16 protein-coding genes are annotated in these 20,402 nt (G+C 73.9%); 6 read left to right on the forward strand and 10 right to left on the reverse strand.

The features are described from left to right. Positions 1 to 95: 95 nt before the first annotated feature. The 6 genes from secA to mtrA form a co-directional block, all read right to left on the reverse strand. On the reverse strand, positions 96 to 2,972 hold the full coding sequence (gene secA / locus QDR37_RS03210) for a preprotein translocase subunit SecA (protein WP_279712111.1): 2,877 nt from the start codon (positions 2,970 to 2,972) through the stop codon (positions 96 to 98). A 132-nt stretch (positions 2,973 to 3,104) separates the two neighbouring features. Continuing rightward, complete coding sequence (gene raiA / locus QDR37_RS03215) at positions 3,105 to 3,848, reverse strand: ribosome-associated translation inhibitor RaiA (protein ID WP_279712112.1); 744 nt, start codon at positions 3,846 to 3,848, stop codon at positions 3,105 to 3,107. A gap of 174 nt (positions 3,849 to 4,022) precedes the next feature. Then, a complete protein-coding gene (locus QDR37_RS03220) occupies positions 4,023 to 4,673 on the reverse strand; it encodes a phosphoribosyltransferase family protein (protein WP_279712113.1) in 651 nt (216 codons plus the stop codon). Between the two features lie 92 nt (positions 4,674 to 4,765). Beyond that, a complete protein-coding gene (locus QDR37_RS03225; RefSeq protein WP_279712114.1) occupies positions 4,766 to 6,427 on the reverse strand; it encodes an LpqB family beta-propeller domain-containing protein in 1,662 nt (553 codons plus the stop codon). Then, entirely contained in the window at positions 6,424 to 8,079 is a 1,656-nt protein-coding gene (gene mtrB / locus QDR37_RS03230) for an MtrAB system histidine kinase MtrB (RefSeq protein WP_279712115.1), read from the reverse strand. Before mtrB ends, QDR37_RS03225 begins: the two co-directional genes overlap by 4 nt. 11 nt (positions 8,080 to 8,090) lie before the next feature. After that, entirely contained in the window at positions 8,091 to 8,771 is a 681-nt protein-coding gene (gene mtrA, locus QDR37_RS03235) for an MtrAB system response regulator MtrA (RefSeq protein ID WP_279712116.1), read from the reverse strand. A gap of 173 nt (positions 8,772 to 8,944) precedes the next feature. On the opposite strand from mtrA, the gene QDR37_RS03240 reads away from it, so the two are divergent. From QDR37_RS03240 to QDR37_RS03260, 5 genes are read left to right on the forward strand one after another with little or no spacing between them, the layout of a single operon-like run. Then, positions 8,945 to 10,105 (forward strand): hypothetical protein, encoded by a 1,161-nt coding sequence (locus QDR37_RS03240; protein ID WP_279712117.1) that lies wholly within the window; start codon positions 8,945 to 8,947, stop codon positions 10,103 to 10,105. Then, positions 10,102 to 10,752 carry a DUF4129 domain-containing protein gene (locus tag QDR37_RS03245; protein ID WP_279712118.1) on the forward strand — a complete coding sequence of 217 codons (651 nt, stop codon included), beginning with the start codon at positions 10,102 to 10,104 and terminating at the stop codon, positions 10,750 to 10,752. Before QDR37_RS03240 ends, QDR37_RS03245 begins: the two co-directional genes overlap by 4 nt. Further along, positions 10,749 to 11,903, forward strand: a complete 1,155-nt coding sequence (locus tag QDR37_RS03250; RefSeq protein ID WP_279712120.1) for a DUF4350 domain-containing protein — start codon at positions 10,749 to 10,751, stop codon at positions 11,901 to 11,903. Before QDR37_RS03245 ends, QDR37_RS03250 begins: the two co-directional genes overlap by 4 nt. A 25-nt stretch (positions 11,904 to 11,928) precedes the next feature. Beyond that, positions 11,929 to 12,882, forward strand: coding sequence for an AAA family ATPase (locus QDR37_RS03255; protein WP_279712121.1), 954 nt, complete (start codon positions 11,929 to 11,931; stop codon positions 12,880 to 12,882). Positions 12,883 to 12,916: 34 nt separating this feature from the next. Then, positions 12,917 to 14,248, forward strand: a complete 1,332-nt coding sequence (locus QDR37_RS03260) for a DUF58 domain-containing protein (protein ID WP_279712122.1) — start codon at positions 12,917 to 12,919, stop codon at positions 14,246 to 14,248. Between the two features lie 4 nt (positions 14,249 to 14,252). Here the strand turns inward: QDR37_RS03260 and QDR37_RS03265 are convergent, their stop codons facing one another. From QDR37_RS03265 to QDR37_RS03280, 4 genes are all read right to left on the reverse strand, one after another. Continuing rightward, positions 14,253 to 14,840 carry a hypothetical protein gene (locus QDR37_RS03265; RefSeq protein WP_279712123.1) on the reverse strand — a complete coding sequence of 196 codons (588 nt, stop codon included), beginning with the start codon at positions 14,838 to 14,840 and terminating at the stop codon, positions 14,253 to 14,255. A gap of 830 nt (positions 14,841 to 15,670) precedes the next feature. Continuing rightward, a complete protein-coding gene (nagA, locus tag QDR37_RS03270) occupies positions 15,671 to 16,804 on the reverse strand; it encodes an N-acetylglucosamine-6-phosphate deacetylase (RefSeq protein ID WP_279712124.1) in 1,134 nt (377 codons plus the stop codon). Continuing rightward, positions 16,801 to 17,589: a DeoR/GlpR family DNA-binding transcription regulator gene (locus tag QDR37_RS03275; protein ID WP_279712125.1), complete on the reverse strand. Its 789-nt coding sequence runs from the start codon at positions 17,587 to 17,589 to the stop codon at positions 16,801 to 16,803. Before QDR37_RS03275 ends, nagA begins: the two co-directional genes overlap by 4 nt. Continuing rightward, a complete protein-coding gene (locus QDR37_RS03280) occupies positions 17,586 to 18,521 on the reverse strand; it encodes an ROK family protein (RefSeq protein WP_279712126.1) in 936 nt (311 codons plus the stop codon). Before QDR37_RS03280 ends, QDR37_RS03275 begins: the two co-directional genes overlap by 4 nt. A 135-nt stretch (positions 18,522 to 18,656) precedes the next feature. Here QDR37_RS03280 and QDR37_RS03285 point away from each other — a divergent pair, with 135 nt between their 5' ends. Then, positions 18,657 to 20,372 carry a DUF4091 domain-containing protein gene (locus QDR37_RS03285; RefSeq protein ID WP_279712127.1) on the forward strand — a complete coding sequence of 572 codons (1,716 nt, stop codon included), beginning with the start codon at positions 18,657 to 18,659 and terminating at the stop codon, positions 20,370 to 20,372. The last annotated feature ends 30 nt before the right edge of the window (positions 20,373 to 20,402 follow it).

Raw genomic sequence — 20,402 nt, forward strand, 5'->3', positions numbered from 1 at the left:
CCACCGACCCCAGGCGCCCCGCCCGCAGGACGGCGCCGCGTCCTGCCGACCCACGCGGTGCTGCATCCGGGGCGGCGGCCGACGGCCGCCGCCGGCTACTGCCCGCGGTTCGCGGCGCGGCGCTCCTGCCGGTTCTGCGGCGCGCCGCCACCGGTCTGCTGCCCGAAGGCGCCGCGACCGCTGCCCTGGCGCGGCGGCATCGGCGGCCGCTGCGGCTGCGGACGGCCGCCGGCCTGGTGCTGCGCGGCGTCGAGCTCCTGCTGCTCCTCGGGACCGAGCTGCTCGTACGCCTGCTGCGCGGCGGCGAGCTGCGCCTGCGCCGTCGCGGCCCGCTCGAGGAGACCGCGCTGGTTGCGCACCTCGACGCTGCCGTCATCCGTCGGCGCGGTGAAGCGGAGCGTCTCGACGGGGGCCGGCGCGGCGCCCAGGCCCTTCGCGGCGACCTGAGGCTGCTCGGCGCCGAACGCCGGGCTCACCTCGACCTCGAGGTTGAAGAGGAACCCGATGCACTCCTCGCGGATCTGCCCCATCATCGTCTGGAACAGCGCGAAGCCCTCGCGCTGGTACTCGACGAGCGGGTCGCGCTGCGCCATGGCGCGCAGGCCTATGCCGTCCTTCAGGTAGTCCATCTCGTAGAGGTGGTCACGCCAGCGCCGGTCGATGACCGACAGCACGACGCGCCGCTCGAGCTCGCGCATGGGCGCGGAACCGAGCTGCTCCTCGCGGCGGGCGTACGCGAGCTTCGCGTCGGAGAGGATCTCGCGCTTGATGAAGTCGCGGTTCACGCGGCCCTTGCTGCCGCCCGCCTCGGCGAGCACCTCCTCGATCGTGATCGAGATCGGGTACAGCGTCCTCAGCTCGGCCCAGAGCGCGTCGAAGTCCCAGTCCTCGCCGGAGCCCTCACCGGTGTGCGACTCGATGACCGCCTCAATGACGGAGTCGAGGAACGACTGCACGCGCTCGTGGATGTCGTCGCCCTCGAGGATGTGGCGCCGGTCGGCGTAGATCGCCTCGCGCTGACGGTTCAGCACGTCGTCGTACTTGAGGACGTTCTTGCGGATCTCCGCGTTGCGGGCCTCGACCTGCGACTGGGCCGACCGGATCGCGCGGGACACGACCTTCGACTCGATCGCGAGGTCGTCCGGCACCCCGGAGCGGCCCATGAGCGCCTCGGCGGCACCCGCGTTGAAGAGCCGCATGAGGTCGTCGGTGAGCGACAGGTAGAACCGGCTCTCGCCCGGGTCGCCCTGCCGGCCCGAGCGGCCGCGCAGCTGGTTGTCGATGCGGCGCGACTCGTGCCGCTCGGTGCCGAGCACGTAGAGACCGCCGAGCGCGACCACCTGCTCGGCCTCGGACGCGACCTCGCGCTTGACCGCGTCGAAGACGCCGTCCCACTCGGCCTCGTACTGGTCCGGGGTCTCGGACGGCGAGAGCCCACGGGCCGTCATCGCGGCGACCGCGAGGAACTCGGCGTTGCCGCCGAGCATGATGTCGGTGCCGCGGCCCGCCATGTTCGTCGCGACCGTGACGGAGCCGGCCCGGCCCGCCTGCGCGATGATCGCCGCTTCGCGCGCGTGGTTCTTCGCGTTCAGCACCTCGTGCCGCACGCCCTTGCGCGACAGCATCTTCGAGAGGTACTCGCTCTTCTCGACGCTCGTCGTGCCGACGAGCACCGGCTGGCCCTTCCCGTGCCGCTCGGCGATGTCCTCGACGACCTGCCCGAACTTCGCCTGCTCGTTCTTGTAGATGAGGTCGGACTGGTCGACGCGCTGCATCGGCCGGTTCGTCGGGATCGGGACCACGCCGAGCTTGTACGTCGACATGAACTCGGCCGCCTCGGTCTCGGCCGTGCCGGTCATGCCGGAGAGCTTCTTGTAGAGCCGGAAGTAGTTTTGCAGGGTGATAGTGGCGTAGGTCTGGTTCTCGGCCTTGACCTCGACGCCCTCCTTCGCCTCGATCGCCTGGTGGATGCCCTCGTTGTAGCGGCGGCCCACGAGGATGCGTCCCGTGTGCTCGTCGACGATGAGCACCTCGCCGTTCAGCACGACGTAGTCCTTGTCGCGCTTGAACAGGGCCTTCGCCTTGATCGCGTTGTTCAGGAACGAGATGAGCGGCGTGTTCGCCGACTCGTAGAGGTTGTCGATGCCGAGGTGGTCCTCGACCACCTCGATGCCCGGCTCGAGCACGCCGACGGTGCGCTTCTTCTCGTCGACCTCGTAGTCGACCCCGGGCCGCAGGCGGCGCGCGATGGTCGCGAACTCCGCGAACCAGCGGTTCGCCTCGCCGCTCGCGGCACCGGAGATGATGAGCGGCGTGCGGGCCTCGTCGATGAGGATCGAGTCGACCTCGTCGACGATCGCGAAGTAGTGGCCCCGCTGCACGAGCTCGTCGGGCGACCACGCCATGTTGTCGCGCAGGTAGTCGAAGCCGAACTCGTTGTTCGTGCCGTAGGTGATGTCGGCCGCGTACTCCTCGCGGCGCTGCTCCGGCGTCTGGCCGGAGAGGATCACGCCGGTCGTCATGCCGAGGGCGCGGAAGACGCGGCCCATGAGCTCGGACTGGTACGACGCGAGGTAGTCGTTCACGGTGACGACGTGGACGCCACGAGCGGCGATCGCGTTCAGGTATGCGGGCATCGTGGCGACGAGGGTCTTGCCCTCGCCGGTGCGCATCTCGGCGATGTTGCCGAGGTGCAGCGCCGCGCCGCCCATCACCTGCACGTCGAACGGCCGGAGGCCGATCGTGCGGCTCGCGGCCTCCCGGACGGCCGCGAAGGCCTCGGGGAGCAGGTCGTCGAGGGTCTCGCCGTTCGCGTAGCGCTCACGCAGCTCGGCGGTCTCGTTCCGCAGCTCGTCGTCGGTGAGCTGCCGGAAGTCGTCCTCGAGATGGTTGACGGTCTTGACGATCCGCTCCAGCTTGCGCCGCGTGCGGCCCTCCCCGACGCGCAGCGCCTTCTCGAGCAGCGATGCCACCTGGATCTCCTGACGCTTCGGCGGGCGTTGATCAACCGGCAACGATACCGTCCCCCGTTCTCGGGGTCGCGGCGCCCCACCGCCCGCAGGGGCGTGCAGGCTCACCGCATGAGCGGTGAGCCTGCAGCGGCATCAGGCGTTCGTCGTCTGCAACGCCTCCCGCGTCTGGCGGGTGACCGCGCTCCCTGCGCCGCCCTGCTCCCCCGGGGACTCCGAGCCGTCGAGCGCGATGACGCCGTAGTTCCAGCCGACCCGGCGGTAGACGACGCTCGGGCAGCCGGTCTCGCGGTCGAGGAAGAGGTAGAAGTCGTGGCCGACGAGCTCCATCCGGTAGAGCGCGTCGTCGACGGTCATCGGTTCGGCCGGGAACGACTTGCGGCGGATCACGACGGGGCTGTAGTCGTCCTGCACCCCGTACTCGTCGCCCGGCTCGTCGTCGGCCGGCAGGGTCGCCGGCTGCTGACCGCCGGTCTCGGCCCAGATCATCCGGTCGCCGTCGGCCGGCGTCACGTCGAGGCCCGCGAAGTCGCCGGCGGCCGCCTCGGCGAGGCCGGTCATGCCGCTGCCGCGGCGATGCAGCTTCTTACGGTCCTTCGTTCGGCGCACCCGCTCCATCAGCTTGTTCAGCGCCGTGTCGAAGGCGACGAACTTGTCGGGACCGGCCGCCTCCGCGCGGATCACCGGTCCGGGGCCGATGAGCGTCATCTCGACGCGGTCGTCGCCGGCGGTGCCGTTCGTCTCGTGGTGACGAAGGAGGCGGATCTCGAGCGCGAGCGCCCGATCCGCGAGGGCGGCGACCCGATCCGACTTCTCCTCGGCGTAGGAGCGGAACTGGTCCGTGATCCCGACGTTGCGGCCGATGAGCGTGATGTCCATGCCGTTGCTCCCCGAACTGCGGCGCGCCGTCCGAGTGGATGGTCGCTCCGCCGGGCCGCCCGCATGCGAGCTGCCCGCTCCGGAAGGACCCGAACGGTCTTCCTGAACGCCGTAGACGCACACTAGACACTCGACCTCCGTGTTGTCCTCCCCTCCTTCTGCCCTTCCCGAGGCTCATCGTCCGCGCTGGGGCGTGCTCGCCACCGTCGCGGCGCCGAGCACCTCGGCACCCGCCGCGCGGAGCGCCCGCGCGGCCTCCACCAGCGTCGCGCCGGTGGTGACCACGTCGTCGACGAGCAGGACGCGGGCGCCGGCCGCGGCGGGCAGCCCGGACATGCTGCCGTCGACGTTCTCGAAGCGACCCGCCCGGCCGAGCGCGACCTGATCCGCGGATCGGCGGCGCAGCGCGAGCAGCCGGCTGGCCGGCAGCCGCTCGCGGCGCAGCAGCACCCGCACGGGGTCGTAGCCGCGGTCGCGCCGCGAGCGCACCGTCGGCGGCATCGGCACGAGCGCGACGCCGTCGCCCGGCACCGCGGTGAGCGCGTCGCGGACGGCCGCAGCGAGGGCGGCCGCGAGGGGCACGCGCAGATCGGTGCGGCCCTCGTTCTTGTAGGCGAGCAGCACCCGCCGGGCGACGCCGTCGTAGACGAGGCCGCTCGAGACCGGCAGCGCGCAGCGTCCGACGGCGCGGCGCTGCACCACGGGCGCGAGGGCCGCGCGGCAGAGCGGGCAGAGCGCCGGGCCGACGGTGCCGCAGCCGGTGCAGGGCAGCGGCAGCACGAGCTCGAGCAGCGCGGACGCGACGGGACGGGCGACGGGGATCACCGCGGCAGGATGCCGGTCCGCACGAGCGCAGCCCGGGGCATACGGCGGATCCGCCCCCGGCACGGCGCGCGAGACGGCCTGGGGAGGAGCGGTCAGCGCTGCACGGCGAGCAGCGCGGCGTCGGTCGAGGGCTGCAGCGCCTGCCACACGCCGTTGTCGAGCTGGGCGAGGTCGCCGTTCGACAGCAGCGCCCGCAGGTCGTCCTGCCCCGAGCCGCCGACGACCGCCACCGCGTTCTGGAGACGGCCGAGCGGACGTGCCTCGCCGCCGAGCGACTGGAGCGTCATCTGGTCGCCGTTCGGGTCCGACTCGAGCACGGCGACCGATCCGGTGTCGACCCAGGTGGCGTCGATGGCCGTGCCGGCCGGCAGCGTCACCGGGTAGCGCGCATCGGTGAGGCCGGTCGGCGTGCCGTCGGAGCCGCGGACGATGCCCGCCACGAACGCCTTCGGCCCGTCGTCGCCCTGGCTCAGCACGAGCATCCTCGTGCCGTCGGGAGAGACCTCGATCGCGTTCAGCTCGTTGCTCGCAGTGGTCGTCAACCCGGTGAGCAGCTGCGACTGGTGGCCCTTGGTGTCGAACGCCCCGAGCTGCGTGGGATCGCTGCGGGAGGCGCTGTAGGTCCAGCCGTCCTGGTCGAGCGTCGGCGCCACGAGGTCGGAGCCCTTGTCGACGACCGTCGACCCGGTCGGGGTGACGACGGAGACGCCGGCGCTGCCGAGCACGGCGGCGAGATGCTGCCTCGTCGAGATGGTGACGGCGGCGGGCTTCAGGTCGACGAGGCGCGGCCCGAGCGTCGTCTCGGCCGTGAGGCGCGAGCCCGCGAGGTAGCCGAGCGTCGATCCGCGCAGCACGAGCGGCGCCGCTGCGGGCCCGCTCGGGCGCAGCGACGAGCCGACGACGGCCAGGTTCGCGCCGTTCACCGACAGCTGCACCTGCGCGATGCCGTCGAGCCCGGTCAGGGTGTCGACGAGCTGCGTCTTCATCCGCTGCAGCACCTGCTTCGACGGCACCGCGGCACCGGTGCGCAGCGCGACGGTCGCGACCCCGTTCGTCACGTCGACCCCGGCCGTGCGGGTGCCGTGGGGGAACGCGGTGGCGACGACGGGCGGCCGGATCGGCGCGGCGGGGCCCGCGAGCAGCGCCTTCACGACGTCGGTCGGGCTCAGGCGGCCGACCGGGAACCACCGCAGGTCGGGCACCTCGCGCTCGTAGTCGGGCGTGAAGTACTGCACGGCGCGGGTCTGGAAGACGTGCCCGAAGTAGTCCTGCCCGAGCACGACCCCGTCGGGCGCGTGGTCGATGCGCCACTCCCCCGCGATGCGGGCGAGCGTGAAGCGCAGCGCCGTCGGCTGCGGCGCAGGCAGCATGGCGAAGGCGCCGCTCGCGTCGACCTGCGCGGTGGCCGGCACGGACGCCGTGACCGCGGTGGGGGCGCCCTGCCGGTAGGTGAGCGAGTCCTCGTGCACGAGCACGCGCGCCCGCGGCTTCCACGTCTTCGCGAACGCCGGGGTGAGGAACTTGCGCGCGATCGCGTAGCCGTTCTGCTGACCCGCGGCAGCGGCGATGAACCCCTGCACGATCTGCAGCTGCGTCTCGCCGCGGGCGGGCGCGGCGGGCACGAGCACGACCTCGGGCGCATCGGCGGCCTGCGTGGGACCGGCCTGCACGTCACCGGAGGTGGGGATCGTGGCGCAGCCGGCGAGCAGCACCGTCGCGACCACGAGCGCCGCCGCGACGCCGGCGCGCCTCACGATCCCACCCCGGCGCGTTCAGGCACCGCGACCGGCGCCTCGTCGCGCGTCTGCGAGCGCGCGTCCGCGGGCACGAGCGGTACCGGCCCCGGGGCGGCCGAGTCCAGCGGACCGCGCGGCAGGGTGAGCACGAAGTTCGTGCCGTCGCCCGTGCGGCTCCAGACCTCGAGCGTGCCGCGATGCAGCAGCGCGTCCTCGAGGCTGATCGCGAGGCCCAGCCCCGTGCCGCCGATGCGCCGCTGCCGAGACGGGTCCGCGCGCCAGAAGCGGTCGAAGACGCGCTCCGCGTCGGCCGCCGGCATGCCGGCGCCGTGGTCGCGCACGCCGATGCCGACCGCGCGCTCCGAGCTGTCGACGGTGACGACCACCGGCCGGGCCTCGCCGTGCTCGATGGCGTTCGCGAGCAGGTTCCGCACGATGCGCGCGATGCGCCGCGGATCGACCTCGATCTCGACGTGGCCGCCGGGCGCCACGAGCTCGACCGGCGTGCCGGTGTCGCGGGCGAGCCCGTCGAGCGACTCGATGGACTCGCGCACGAGGTCGACGAGGTTCGTCGGCTCGCCCGCCACGTCGGCGGCCTGCGCGTCCATCCGGCTGATCTCGAGCAGGTCGGCGAGCAGCGCCTCGAAGCGCTGCACCTGGTCGCGCAGCAGCTCGGCGCTTCGCGCCGTGGGCGCGTCGACCCGGTCGCGGGCGTCGTAGAGCACGTCGCTCGCGAGGCGGATGGTGGTGAGCGGTGTGCGCAGCTCGTGCGAGACGTCGGAGACGAAGCGCTGCTGCACCCGGGAGAGGTTCGCGAGCTGCGTGATCTGCCGCTGCAGGCCGTCCGCCATCCGGTTGAACGAGCGCGCGAGGGTGGCGACCACGTCCTCGCCGCGCTCGGGGATGCGCTGCTCGAGGCGGCCGGCGGCGAGCTCCTCGCTCACCTTCGCGGCCTGCTTCAGCGGGGTGATGACCATCGTGACGACCGCCGTGGTGACGGCGCCGATGAGCAGCAGCAGCACGAGGCCGCCGATGAGCAGCGTGCGCTGCACGAAGTCGAGGGTGCTCTGCACGTCCTGCAGGTCGTAGATGAGGTACAGCTCGTACTGGGTGCCGCCGAGCTGCAGCACGTCGCCGACGACGACGCCGGGGTGCAGCTGCCCGTTCGTCGCAGTGAGCGCGACGGACTGGTACTGCTGCGTGCCGGAGCTCTCGACGGCCTGCCGGATCTGCTCGGTGACGACCTGATCGGCGCCGTCGGGGCTCGTCGCGACCGGCAGGGCCAACGGGTCGACCTGCCCGGGGCTGCGCAGCCAGGCGATGCCGCTCGGTGTGGCGGCGTCGTGCACCTGCTGGATCGCCGCGAGCTGCAGGTTCTCGAGCGCGGTCTGGTCGGTGGAGGTGGCGCCGTTCAGCACCGACTGCGCCGCGACGGTCGCGCGGGCCGAGACCGTGAGCTCCTGGTTCAGCCGGTCGGTGAACAGCCCGCGGGCGATGCTGTACGAGATGACCCCGCCGACCGCGGCGAGCGCGACCGCGGACAGCACCACGGTGATCACGACCGTGCGGAGGCGCAGCGACCGCCGCCAGAGGCGCGCGGGGGCCGCCGCGGAGCGCCGCAGCTGCAGCATGCGGACGGTCGGCGAGGGCCGTGCGACGACGGCGGGCATCGGCTGCCCGGTCAGACCGCGGCGCCCGCGCGGTAGCCGACGCCGCGCACGGTGGTGACGATGCGCGGGTTCTCGGGGTCGACCTCGACCTTCGCGCGGAGGCGCTGCACGTGCACGTTCACGAGGCGGGTGTCGGCCTTGTAGCGGTAGCCCCACACCTGCTCGAGCAGCATCTCGCGGGTGAAGACCTGGTGCGGCTTCGAGGCGAGCGTGTGCAGCAGGTCGAACTCGAGCGGGGTGAGCTGGATGGGCTGCTCGCCGCGGAGCACCTCGTGGCCGGCCGCGTCGACGGTGAGGTCGCCGATGCGCAGGCGCTGCCCCGACACCGCCTGCGTGGGGCGGAGACGCGTGCGGATGCGGGCGACGAGCTCCTTCGGGTCGAACGGCTTGACGATGTAGTCGTCGGCGCCCGACTCGAGGCCGTTCACCACGTCCGCGGTGTCGGACTTCGCCGTGAGCATGATGATCGGGACGCCGCTCTCGCCGCGGATCTGGCGGCACACCTCGATGCCGTCGCTGCCGGGCAGCATGAGGTCGAGCAGCACGAGGTCGGGCTTGGCGGCGCGGAACGCGGCGAGCGCCTTCGCGCCGTCGGGGCAGAGGACCGGCTCGAAGCCGTCGGCGCGCAGCACGATGCCGACCATCTCGGCCAGCGCCGTGTCGTCGTCGACGACGAGGATGCGCTGCGCCATGGCTGTCTCCCGGCTCGGTCTCGTGCGCGGGTCCGCCCGAGTGCGCCCAGGATAATGCCGAGCCCGCCTCCCTGCGGGGGCGGCGCGGCGCCTGTGCAGAGCGGCACCCGCGATCGATGCACAGGGCGGCACGTCTCCCGCCCCGGTCCGCTGCGCCGTGGAAGAGTGGACGCATGGCTGATCAGGGCGACGTCTGGGCCTCGCCCTCGGGCAGCGCGGGCGACGAGCCGCCGCGCTACGGCGAGCGGATCCCCGGGTGGCAGCCTCCGCCGCCCACAGCCACGGCGCCGGTCGCGCCGCAGCCGGGCACCGGCTACGTCCCGCCGCCGCGGCCGGGCCTCATCCCGCTGCACCCGCTGTCGTTCGGGCAGCTGCTCGGCAGCGCCTTCGCGGTGCTGCGCTGGAACCCGCGCGCCACCGTGCTGCCCACGCTCGTCATCAACGTCGTGCAGAGCGCGCTCACCTACGGGCTCGTCTACGGCGTCGGCATCTCCGCCGTCGACCGCATCTCCCGCGCGAGCGCCGCCGACCGCGGCGCGATCCTCGCCGGAACGGCGGCCGAGGGCGTGCTCACCGGCCTGCTGCTGCTCGCCGTGAGCGTCATCGGCAACGCCCTGCTGCAGGGGCTGATCGTGCACGTCGTCGCCCGGGGCGCCCTCGGCGAGCGCCCCACGCTCGGCGAGGCCTTCCGTCGCGCCGCCCGCTCGTTCTGGCCGCTCCTCGGCTACGCGCTGCTGCTCGGTGCCGCGCAGCTCGTCGCCATCGTGGCGCTCGCGCTGCTCGTCGTCGGCGTCGCGGCCACCGGCACGGTCGGCGTGCTGCTCGCGGTGCTGCTCGGCCTCGTCGGCGGCGCCGCCTACGCGGTCGCCTACTGCTTCCTGCTCGTCAAGCTCGCCACGGTGCCGAGCGCCATCGTGCTCGAAGGGCTCGGCATCCGGGCGGCGATCGCCCGCTCCTGGGTGCTGCTGCGGGGCGCGTTCTGGCGCAGCCTCGGCCTGATCCTGCTCGTCTTCGTGATCGTCTGGTTCGCGGGGCAGGTCGTCAGCCTGCCGTTCAGCCTCCTCGGCGGCGCGCTCGGCGGCCTCGTCTTCCCGAACGGCGGCACCCCGACCTCGGGCGACGACATCGCGAGCATGCTGCCGACGATCCTGCTCACCTCGCTGCCGGCGACCGTCGTCACGGTGATCGTCGGGGCGATCGGGCAGATCGCGCAGCTGGCGTCGCTGTCGCTCATCTACCTCGACCGACGCATCCGCAGCGAGGGCCTCGACCTCGAGCTGCAGCGCTACGTCGAGCTCGGCGGCCCCGACCCGCTCGAGCCCGCGAAGCGGTGACGGCGAGAGCGCTCCTCTCGGTGCCGGTGCAGCCGTCCGGGGACCAGGCGCGGCAGTGGCTCGTCGACGAGCTGGCGAAGGCGCCGTACCAGCAGGCGAAGCCGACGCCGTTCGACCTGATCGCCCAGGCAGTGCTGAAGTGGTTCCAGGACCTGTTCCTCAACAGCCGAACCGGGACGCCGACCGTGCTGCTCGTCGTCGCGCTCGTGGTGGTCGTGGCCGTCGTCGTGGCGGCCGTGCTCTTCTACGGGCTGCCCCGCTTCAACCGTCGCAGCCGCGTCGGCGCCTCGCTCTTCGGCGACGACGACCGCCGCACCGCCGACGAGCTGCGGGCCGCCGCACGAGCCGCGTTCGCCGGGGGCGACTTCTCCGCCGCGATCGTCGAGCGCTTCCGCGCCCTCGCCCGCGGACTCGACGAGCGCACGGTGGTGGCCGTGTTCCCCGGCACCACCGCCACCGGCTTCTCCCGCCGCGCCGCCGAAGCCTTCCCCGACGAGCGCGAGGCCCTGCGCGCCGCCGCCGACGTGTTCGACGCGGTCCGCTACGCCGGCCGGCCCGGCACGCGCGACGAGGCGGAGCACATCGCCGCGCTCGACGACCGCGTCGCCACCGCCCGGCCGCGGCTCACCGGAGCCGTGCCCGCATGACCGCCGCCGCCCCCGCCGTCACGCCGACGCTCGGGCAGTCCGTGCGCCGCCTGCGCTTCTGGGGGGTCGGCGCCGCCGTCGTGCTGCTGCTCGCCGTCGTCGCGCTGCTGTCGCGCGCGGGCGGCGGCACGGGCACCGCCTTCGGGCCCGACAACGCCGCGCCGGCCGGTGCGCGCGCGCTGCGCGCCGTGCTCGAGCAGCAGGGCGTGCAGGTGACGCGGGCGACGCGGCTCACGGACGTGCCGCAGGGCGGCACCCTGCTCGTCGACGACCGTGACGGGCTGCTGCCCGCACGCGCGTGGCGCGAGCTGCTCGCCCGCAGCGACCGGCTGGTCGTCGTGCAGCCCGGCGCCACCGCGCTCGGACAGGTGCTGCCCGGCACCAGTGCCGCGGGCTTCCCCGACGGGACGACGGTGCAGCCCGGCTGCGGCTCGGCGCTCGCCGCTCGAGCCGGCGCGCTGGCGCTCTCCGGCGCGACGCACTCGCTCCGTTCGGCCGGCCGCACCGCCTGCTACTCCGACGGCGCCGGCCGCGCGCAGCTGGTCGCCGGACGCAACGGCGCGACGTCGGTGGTGCTGCTCGCCGACGCGCTGCCCTTCGAGAACGAGCACATCGCCACCGCGGGCAACGGCGCCGTCGCCCTGAACGTGCTCGGCGCGCGATCCGCGCTCACCTGGTACACCCCGAGCCCGCTCGACACGGCGCTCGGCGCCCGCCCCACGGTGGCGCAGCTCACGCCCGGCTGGGTGACGCCCGTGGCGCTGCTGCTCCTGCTGAGCGGCATCACGGCCGCGTTCTGGCGGGGTCGGCGCCTGGGTCCGCTCGTCGTCGAGCAGCTGCCGGTCGTGGTCCGCTCCCGCGAGACCGTCGAGGGCCGCGCGCGCCTCTACGCGCGCTCGGGGTCGCGGCTCCGCGCCGCCGACGCCCTCCGGATCGGCGCGCTCGGGCGCATCGCACCCCTGCTCGGCCTCTCCCGCACCGCCGGCGTGGACGAGCTCGCAGCGGCGGCCGCCGCCGCGACCGGCCGCCCGCTCGCCGCGGTCCGCGCCCTGCTCCTCGACGCGACGCCCGCCTCCGACTCGGCACTCGTGCGCCTCTCCGACGACCTCGCGCGCCTCGAGGCCGACGTGCGGCGCGCCGTCGCCCCCTGATCACCGAACGGTAAGGAACCGAAGCATGACCGACGACCTCCGCGCCCGACTCACCGCCGTCCGCACCGAGGTGGGTAAGGCCGTCGTCGGGCAGGACGCGGCCGTGACCGGCCTGATCATCGCGCTGCTCGCCCGCGGGCACGTGCTGCTCGAGGGCGTGCCCGGCGTCGCGAAGACGCTGCTCGTGCGCTCGCTCGCGGCCTCGCTCGACCTCACGACGACGCGCGTGCAGTTCACGCCCGACCTCATGCCGGGCGACGTGACCGGCTCCACAGTCTTCGACGCGAGCACCGGCCGCTTCGACTTCCGCGCGGGACCGGTGTTCACGAACCTGCTGCTCGCCGACGAGATCAACCGCACGCCGCCGAAGACGCAGTCCGCGCTGCTCGAGGCGATGGAGGAGCGCCAGGTCACGGTCGACGGCGTCTCCCGTCCGCTGCCCGACCCGTTCCTCGTCGCGGCCACGCAGAACCCGGTCGAGTACGAGGGCACCTACTCGCTGCCCGAGGCGCAGCTCGACCGCTTCCTGATGAAGCTCGTGCTCGACCTGCCGCCGCGCGAGCAGGAGGTCGAGGTGCTCACCCGGCACGCCGCTGGCTTCGACCCGCGCGATCTCCGCGCCGCCGGTGTCCGCGCCGTGCTCCAGGCCGACGACCTCGCGCGGGCCCGTGCCGCCGTGCGCGAGGTGCAGGCCGCCCCCGACGTGCTCGGCTACGCCGTCGACCTCGTGCGCGGCACCCGCAACGCGCCGAGCGTGCAGCTCGGCGTCTCGCCGCGCGGCGCGACCGCGCTGCTCGCCGCCGCCCGGGCATGGGCCTGGCTGCGCGGCGCTCCGGCGCTCACCCCGGACCACCTGCAGGACATGGCGCTGCCCGTCCTGCGGCACCGCATCCGGCTGCGCCCCGAGGCCGAGCTCGAGGGCGTCTCGGTCGACGCGGTGCTGCGCAGCGTCGTCGCGAACGTGCAGGTCCCCCTGTGAGGGCAAGTCACACGTCCCGCGGTGGGAGGCGGGCGTGATCCTGACCGGGCGGGTGCCGCTGCTGCTCCTCGTCGGAGTCGTGCCGATCGTCGTGCTCGGTTCGTTCGGCGCGACGGCGGCGGGTGCCACCCTCGTGGGCTGGTTGCTGCTCGTGGCCCTGCTCGTCGCGCTCGACGTGCTGGTCGCCCCGTCGCCGCGGCGCGTGCGGCTCGATCGCGAGCTGCCCGACGCCGTGCGGCTCGGCGAGCCCGTCGGCGCGACCCTGCTCGTCACGAACCTCAGCGAGCGCCGCATCTCCGGCCTGGTGCGCGACGCCTGGCAGCCCTCCGCCGGCGCGGATCCCAGCCGATGGCCGCTCGACCTGCCCGGCGGCGAGCGCCGCGCCTTCCGCACCACGCTCACCCCGATCCGTCGCGGCGAGCGCCGCACCGAGCAGGTGACGGTGCGCTCGCTCGGCCCGCTGCGGATCGCCGGACGCCAAGCCACGCTGCTCGCGCCGGGCGCCGTGCGGGTGCTGCCGCCGTTCCGGTCGCGCCGGCACCTGCCCTCGCGGCTCGCGCGGCTCCGCGAGCTCGACGGCCGCACGCTGCTGCAGGTGCGCGGCCAGGGCACCGAGTTCGACTCGCTGCGCGAGTACGTGCGCGGGGATGACGTGCGCTCCATCGACTGGCGCGCCACCGCGCGCAACGCCTCGCTGCCCGGCGCGGGCCGCCGGCTCATGGTGCGCACGTGGCGCCCGGAGCGCGACCGGCGCATCGTGCTCCTCGTGGACGCGGGCCGCACCGCCGCCGCCCGTATCGCCGACGAGCCGCGGCTCGACACCGCGTTCGAGGCCTCGCTGCTGCTCACCGCGCTCGCCACGCGCGCGGGCGACCGCGTCGACCTGCTCGTCTGGGACCGGCGCATCCGCGCCCGCGTGCACGACGCGGCCGCCGGCGAGGTGCTCCACCGCATGGTCGAGGCGATGGCGCCCGTCGAGCCCGAGCTGCTCGAGACCGACTGGTCGGCCGTGCCGGGGCTCGTGCGGCAGCTCACGTCGCAGCACGCGTTCGTGGTGCTGCTCACGTCGCTCGAGGGCGTCGGCACCGCCCGCGGCCTGCTCTCGATGCTGCCGCAGCTGACGCACCGGCACACCGTGGTCGTCGCATCGGTGACCGACCCGGCCGTGCTCGCGATGACCACGGACCGCGCCGACCGCGATGCCGTCTACCTCGCCGCAGCGGCGGAGCGGAGCCTCCTCGAGACGTCCCGGCTCGCCGCGGCGGTGCGCCGCGTCGGCGCGGACGTCGTCACCGGCGCGCCCGCCGACCTGCCGCCGGCGCTCGCCGACCGCTACCTCGCGCTGAAGGCAGCCGGGCGACTCTGAGCGGTCAGCCGGCGGTGAGCACGGTGCGCTCGCTGACGACGAGCAGCGGTGCGGGAGTGGGCGACGCGACGACCGCGCCGACGACCGGCAGCCACCGCCCGGCGCCGATGCGGTACTCCGCCGAGTAGACGACCTCCACAGCGGTCTCGCGCTTCGCCCGGGTCGTGTAGACGTGGCTCGTCGGCGTATCGGTCAGCTCGTCCTGGTGCAGCGAGGCCCAGGAGGACCCGGCGGTCGCCGTCACCCGCTCGAACCCGTCGCCGTAGCTCCAGCGGAACAGCTGCGGCGTGAACCGCACCTGCGCGACACCGCCGAGCAGGCGACCGTCGACGGTGATCGCGGTGACGTCGGCCCAGAAGTTGGTGGGCGTGCCGACCGCCGCCCACCCGTCGGGCTCCGTGTGCAGCGCACCGAGAGCGGGCAGGAAGCGGGCGACATCGGTCGAGGTCACACTCGTCGGCGCCTTGCCGCCGCGGCCGGGCTTGCCGGGCTTCGTCGGCTGCAGCAGCGGGTTGAGCGCACCGCCGCCGCGGGCGTCGCTGCACGTGCCGTCGCCGATGCAGATCTGGTCGAGCAGCGCTCGGATCTGCACGGGAGTCAGCGGCTGGGCGCGGTTGCCGGGAGTGCCGCCCCGGCCCGGCGAGCCGCCCTGATCGTCCGTGCGCGTGCCGACTACGTCGACCCCTCCGTTGTCTGTGTTGCCTGAGGAGCATGTGTCGTTGAAGAAGAAAGTCGCAGAGCAACCTTCGTCCGCTTTCGCACTGGCAGGTAGAAGGACCACTAGAAATCCTCCCAGAAGGGCAGCGGCCGCTAGCAGATTGAGGAACCGTGCCATGGCTTACTCGACTCAATACGCCACCCTGCGGGCGTCGAAGCGACGGCCACGACAAGTGTGCCCTCTGACTCGCGCCCGCGAGGTGTTACGTCCCGACCAACAGCGTCGATCACTCGTGCATGCGAGATGTCTAGGCACACATACAAGTGCACCCGAGAGTCGGCTTGATTGGCTTGTTGGGGGGTTGTCCGCTTAACAAGCGTGTGGCCGCCCAGTCGTTGACCTCGTTTCGCCAGCCCGCTGAACTCGCTAAGCGCAGCCCTGTACTGCTGCGTTGTCAGATAAGGACGCACACGTTCAGGGCGTTTGCCGCCATCAGCCAGGACGCTGTCGTTAGCCGCGATATAGGACCGATAGAGCTTCGTTGCGATTGCCACGCCGGATGTCGCGCCAGCGGCCGGGGCGATTGATGTGTAAGCCTTCGATGAGTGGCTTGCGGAAGGAGTTGCCGTTCCCGCGCACCCCGCGAGCGCAGCGACGACCGCTGCCGCGGCTACGGTCGCCAAGCCGAGTCGACGCGTCCCCCGGAACATGCGCCACACCGTAGGGCAGGGCCGCGACGGTCGCAGCCGTTGTCCACAGCGCGTCTAGAGTCGCTCCCCCGCCGCCCAGACGGCGGCCACCGAGAGGTCGTCGTCGAGCAGCACCGCGTCTGCGGCGTAGCCGGGAGCGAGGCGGCCGAGCTCGTCGTCGAGGCCGAGCGCACGCGCCGGTGTCGAGGTGACCGCGGCGACCGCGACCGGCATCGGCACCCGGATCGACTGCACCGCGCGTCGCAACGCCGCGTCGAGCGTGAGCGTGGAACCGGCGAGCGAGCCGCCTTCCGCGAGCCGCGCCTCGCCGTCCTGCACGACGACGTCGAGGCCGCCGAGCACGTACCGGCCGTCGGCCTGCCCGGCGGCGGCGATCGCGTCGGTGATGAGCGCGACCCTGCCGGGTGCCGACGCGAACAGCACGCGGGATGCGGCGTCATGCACGTGCACCCCGTCGGCGATGAGCTCGAGGGTGACGCCGGGGCTGTCGAGGGCGGCGCCGACGGGTCCGGGGTCGCGGTGCAGCAGGTCGGCCATGCCGTTGTAGGCGTGCGTGAGCACCGTCGCGCCGGCCGCGAAGCCGCGGCGCACGACGTCGTAGCCCGCGTCGGTGTGGCCGAGGGCGACGACCACGCCGGCGTCGAGAAGGGTGCGGATCGCGGCCTCGGCACCGGCGCGCTCGGGCGCGATCGTGATCATCCGCAGGGTGCCGCCCGCCGCGTCGAGCAGCGCCGCGACCTCGGCCGGATCCGGGTCGCGGAGCACGGCGGGGTCGTGCGCACCCTTGTGGCCCTCGGCGAGGAACGGTCCCTCGAGGTGCGCGCCGAGCACGAGCGGGTCGTCGGCGGCGACCGCGGCGACGTCGCGGAGCGCTTCCACGAGGTGCTCCTGCGGCGCGGTGACGAGCGAGAGCACGCTGCGGGTCGTCCCGTGCGCGCGGTGGAACGCGAGTCCGGCCCGGATCGCCTCCGGCCCGCCGTCGTACGCGCCGCCCCCGCCCCCGTGGCTGTGCAGGTCGAGGAAGCCGGGCGTCAGCCAGCGGCCCGCGGCGTCGACGAGCTCGTCGTCGCCCACGGGGGCGGCCCCCTGGCCGACGGCGCTGACGCGGTTCCCCTCGAACCGGACCCAGCCGTCGTCGAGCACGGCGCCGTCGGTCACGATGCGGGCGTGCTCGATGCGGATGCTCATCGGGCGACGATCACCTCGAAGCCGCGCTCCTCGAAGGCGGCGCGCTGCTCGTCCGCGATGCCGTCGTCGGTGATGAGCGTGCGCACGGCGTCGGGCACGCCGAGCGTCGCGAAGGCGCGACGACCGATCTTGCTCGAGTCGGCGACGATGACGGCCTTGGCGGCCCGGTGCGCCATGAGGGCGTTGATCGTCGCCTCCCGCTCGTCGTGCACGGTGCCGCCGACGTCGGGACTCACCCCGTTCACCCCGATGAAGGCGAGGTCGACGGTGATTTGGTCGAGCACGCTCGTACTGTACGGGCCGACCAGCTCGTACGACCGGGGGTTCGCGACGCCGCCCGTGACGACGGTCTTGATCTGCGGCCGCACGACGAGCTGCACCGCGATGTTCAGCGCGTTCGTCACGACGGTGAGGCTCGGCTGCGCGCCGGACGCCATCAGATCGGGCCGGGCGGCGAGCGCGGCCGCGATCGCGGTGCTCGTCGTGCCGCCGCTCAGGCCCACGACGTCGCCGGGCCGCACGAGGTCGCTCGCGGCGGCCGCGATGCGGGCCTTCGCGTCGCCGTGCCGTGCGCGCTTGTAGCGCAGCGGCAGGTCGTAGGCGACGGAGTGGCTGAGCGCCCCGCCGCGGGTGCGGGTGAGCAGCTGCTGGCCGGCGAGCGCGTCGAGGTCGCGTCGGGCGGTCGGCGCCGACACCTCGAGCTCGCGCATGATCGTCTCCACCTCGACCCGGCCCGACTCGCCGAGCAGCTCGAGGATCGCGTTCAGACGATCGGCGCGGTTCATCCCACCACCGCCCTGGCCCGGAGGGCGGCGCCGAGCACCCCCGCGTCCTCGCCCAGCGCGGCGCGGAGCAGCGCCGGCGGCCGGTGGATCGTGAGCCGCCGCTCGAGGCGGGCGCGGAGCGGATCGAAGAGCGCGGGGCCTGCCTCGGACAGCCCGCCGCCGATCACGATCGCGCCGGGGTCGAGCAGGGCGACGACGGTGTGCAGCGCGAGCGCAAGGCCGTCAAGGGCCTCCTCCCAGACGATGGCCGCGTCGCGGTCGCCCGCCTGCGCGAGCTCGAGCACCTCCCTCGCGCCCGGCACGGTCCGGCCCGTGCGGGTGCCGAAGCGTCGTGCGATCGCCCCTGCGGACGACACCGCCTCGAGGCAGCCGCGGCCGCCGCAAAAGCACTCGGGCCCCTCGGCGACGGGCGCATGGCCGATCTCGCCCGCGAGGCCGCCGCCTCGGTACGGGCGTCCGTCGAGGAACAGCGCGGCGGCGATGCCCGTGCCGACGGCGAGGAAGACGACGTCGCGATACGCCGCGCCGGTGCCGAGCCGGTACTCCGCCTCGCCGGCGCCCCCGACGTCGTGTGCGAGCGCCACCGGCAGGCCGGTCTCGAGCTCGGCGAGCGCCCGCAGGTGCACGTCGCGCCAGCCGAGGTTCGCGGAGTAGCGGGCGATGCCGCTGCGCTCGTCGACCTCGCCGGGGACCAGCAGGCCGAGCGCGGCGGGCTCGAACGCGGGATCCTCGTCGCGGAACCGCTGCACGAGGTCGGCGGCGAGCCGGACGACCGCTTGCCCGGCGTCGGGTCCGGCGGGCGGCGTCCGCACACGGAGGACGCTCGCGATTGTGCCGTCGGCGCGCACGGCGGCGGCCTTCGTGTCGGTGCCCCCCACGTCGATGGCGATGACGGGCGCTCCCGGGTCGAGCCGGTGCGCGGGATCGGTCATGCGCGCTGCTCCAGCCACGTCACGGCGCCTCCTCGTGCCGATGCCGCGTCCATGTGAGCGGAACGTGAGCGATCCGGCGATGCGCGATCATATTGGCTCATCGCTCGCGCGATCCAGAGCCAGTACGGTCGCCCCATGCAGCACTCCAGCGCCGGTCTGCACGCGACGGTCGGCGACCCCCATCTCCACACGGTGACCGGCCAGTCGGACACCGACTACCCACGACGCACGCTTGCGGAGCTGCGGGCGCGGCCTGAGGAGCGCACCTGGCGCCCGGTCGCCTGGCGCGGCGACGTCGTCGCGGTGCCGATCGTGCTCTGGGCCGACGAGGACCTGCCGGAGGTCGCCGCGGAAGCGCGCATCACGAGCGCGGGCGGGCGCACGCTGCCGGTCCGGCTCGACTTCGTCGCCGAGGTGCTGGCGGCCCGCGGCAACCCGTCGCTGGGGAACCCGCAGCAGCCCGTGCCCGACGTGCTCGACGGACCCACGCCCCGGCCGCTGCCCCGCGACCAGGCGCTCACGATGCGGGTGGCGGTCGAGGTGCCGCAGGACGCGGAGCCCGGTCGGTACAGCGGCGCCATCGAGATCCGGACGAGCGGCGAGCCGCTCTCCGTCGCCGTCGAGCTCGAGGTGCTCGACCTCGCGCTGCCCGCGACGACCACCGCGTGGCTCGACCTCTGGCAGAACCCGTTCGCGATCGCCCGCGTGCACGGCATCGGAGCCGACGGCCTCTGGTCGGAAACGCACCTCGAGGCGATGCGCCCGTACTACGCGCTGCTCGCGGCGGCCGGGCAGAAGGTGATCACGACCACGGTGGTGCGCGACCCGTGGGCGTCGCAGACGGAGGACGTCTACGAGTCGATGGTGGCGTGGCGTCGGGCCGCCGACGGCAGGCTCTCCTTCGACTTCGGCGACTTCGACACCTGGGTGTCGTTCCTGCTCGGACTCGGCATCGACCGGCAGATCGACGCCTACGGCATGGTCGGCTGGGCGAACACGGTCACCTTCTTCGACGAGGCGACCGGCCGGTCGGAGACGGTGACGGTCGAGCCGGGAACCGAGCCGTGGCGCGCGCTCTGGGGGCCGTTCCTCACCGCGTTCGTGCCGCACCTGGAGCAGCACGGCTGGCTCGAGCGGACCACCATGGCGCTCGACGAGCGCGTCCTCGCCGACGTGATGGCCGTCGCCGACTTCGTCGACGAGGTCTCCGGCGGCCGCCTCGGTGTCTCCGCGGCGACCGACTACGACTCGATGACCGACCCCGCGCTCGACCGCGTCCGCGCGGTCTCGGTGCGGCACGACACGGTCTCGATGGAGGACGGCGTGTTCGCCGGCGCCGCTCACCGCCGGAGCGGGCTCGGCCTCGTCACGACGCTCTACACCTGCACGGGCAACTTCCCGAACAGCTTCACGCGGTCGAGCCCGGCGGAGGGCGTGTGGATGGGCTGGAAGGTCGAGCGGTTCGGCGCGAGCGGGCTGCTGCGCTGGGCGTACGACAGCTTCAACGCGGAGCCGCTCGTCACCACCGACTTCCGCAGCTGGGAGTCCGGCGACGCGTTCCTCGTCTACCCCGGCCCGCGCTCCTCCGTGCGCTTCGAGGCGCTCCGCGAGGGCCTGCGCGACCTCGACCGCATCCGGGTGCTCCGCGCCGACCCGCAGGCCGCCGTGGAGCTCGACGCGCTGCTCGCCACGATGCGGGACGAAGGGGTCGGCTACGACCCGCTCGGCGGTGTGATCGACCCCCGCGTGATCGACCTGCCGGCCGAGGTCGCGCGCCTGCAGCGGGGGCTGCTGGACATCGCGATCGCGCATCTCGCGCGACGCGGCGCGGCGACCCTTGACCGCCCCTGAGGGCGGTCCTACAGTTCGCCTGAGCGAACG

The sequence above is a fragment of the Amnibacterium sp. CER49 genome (genome assembly GCF_029846255.1).
GTDB lineage: Bacteria > Actinomycetota > Actinomycetes > Actinomycetales > Microbacteriaceae > Amnibacterium.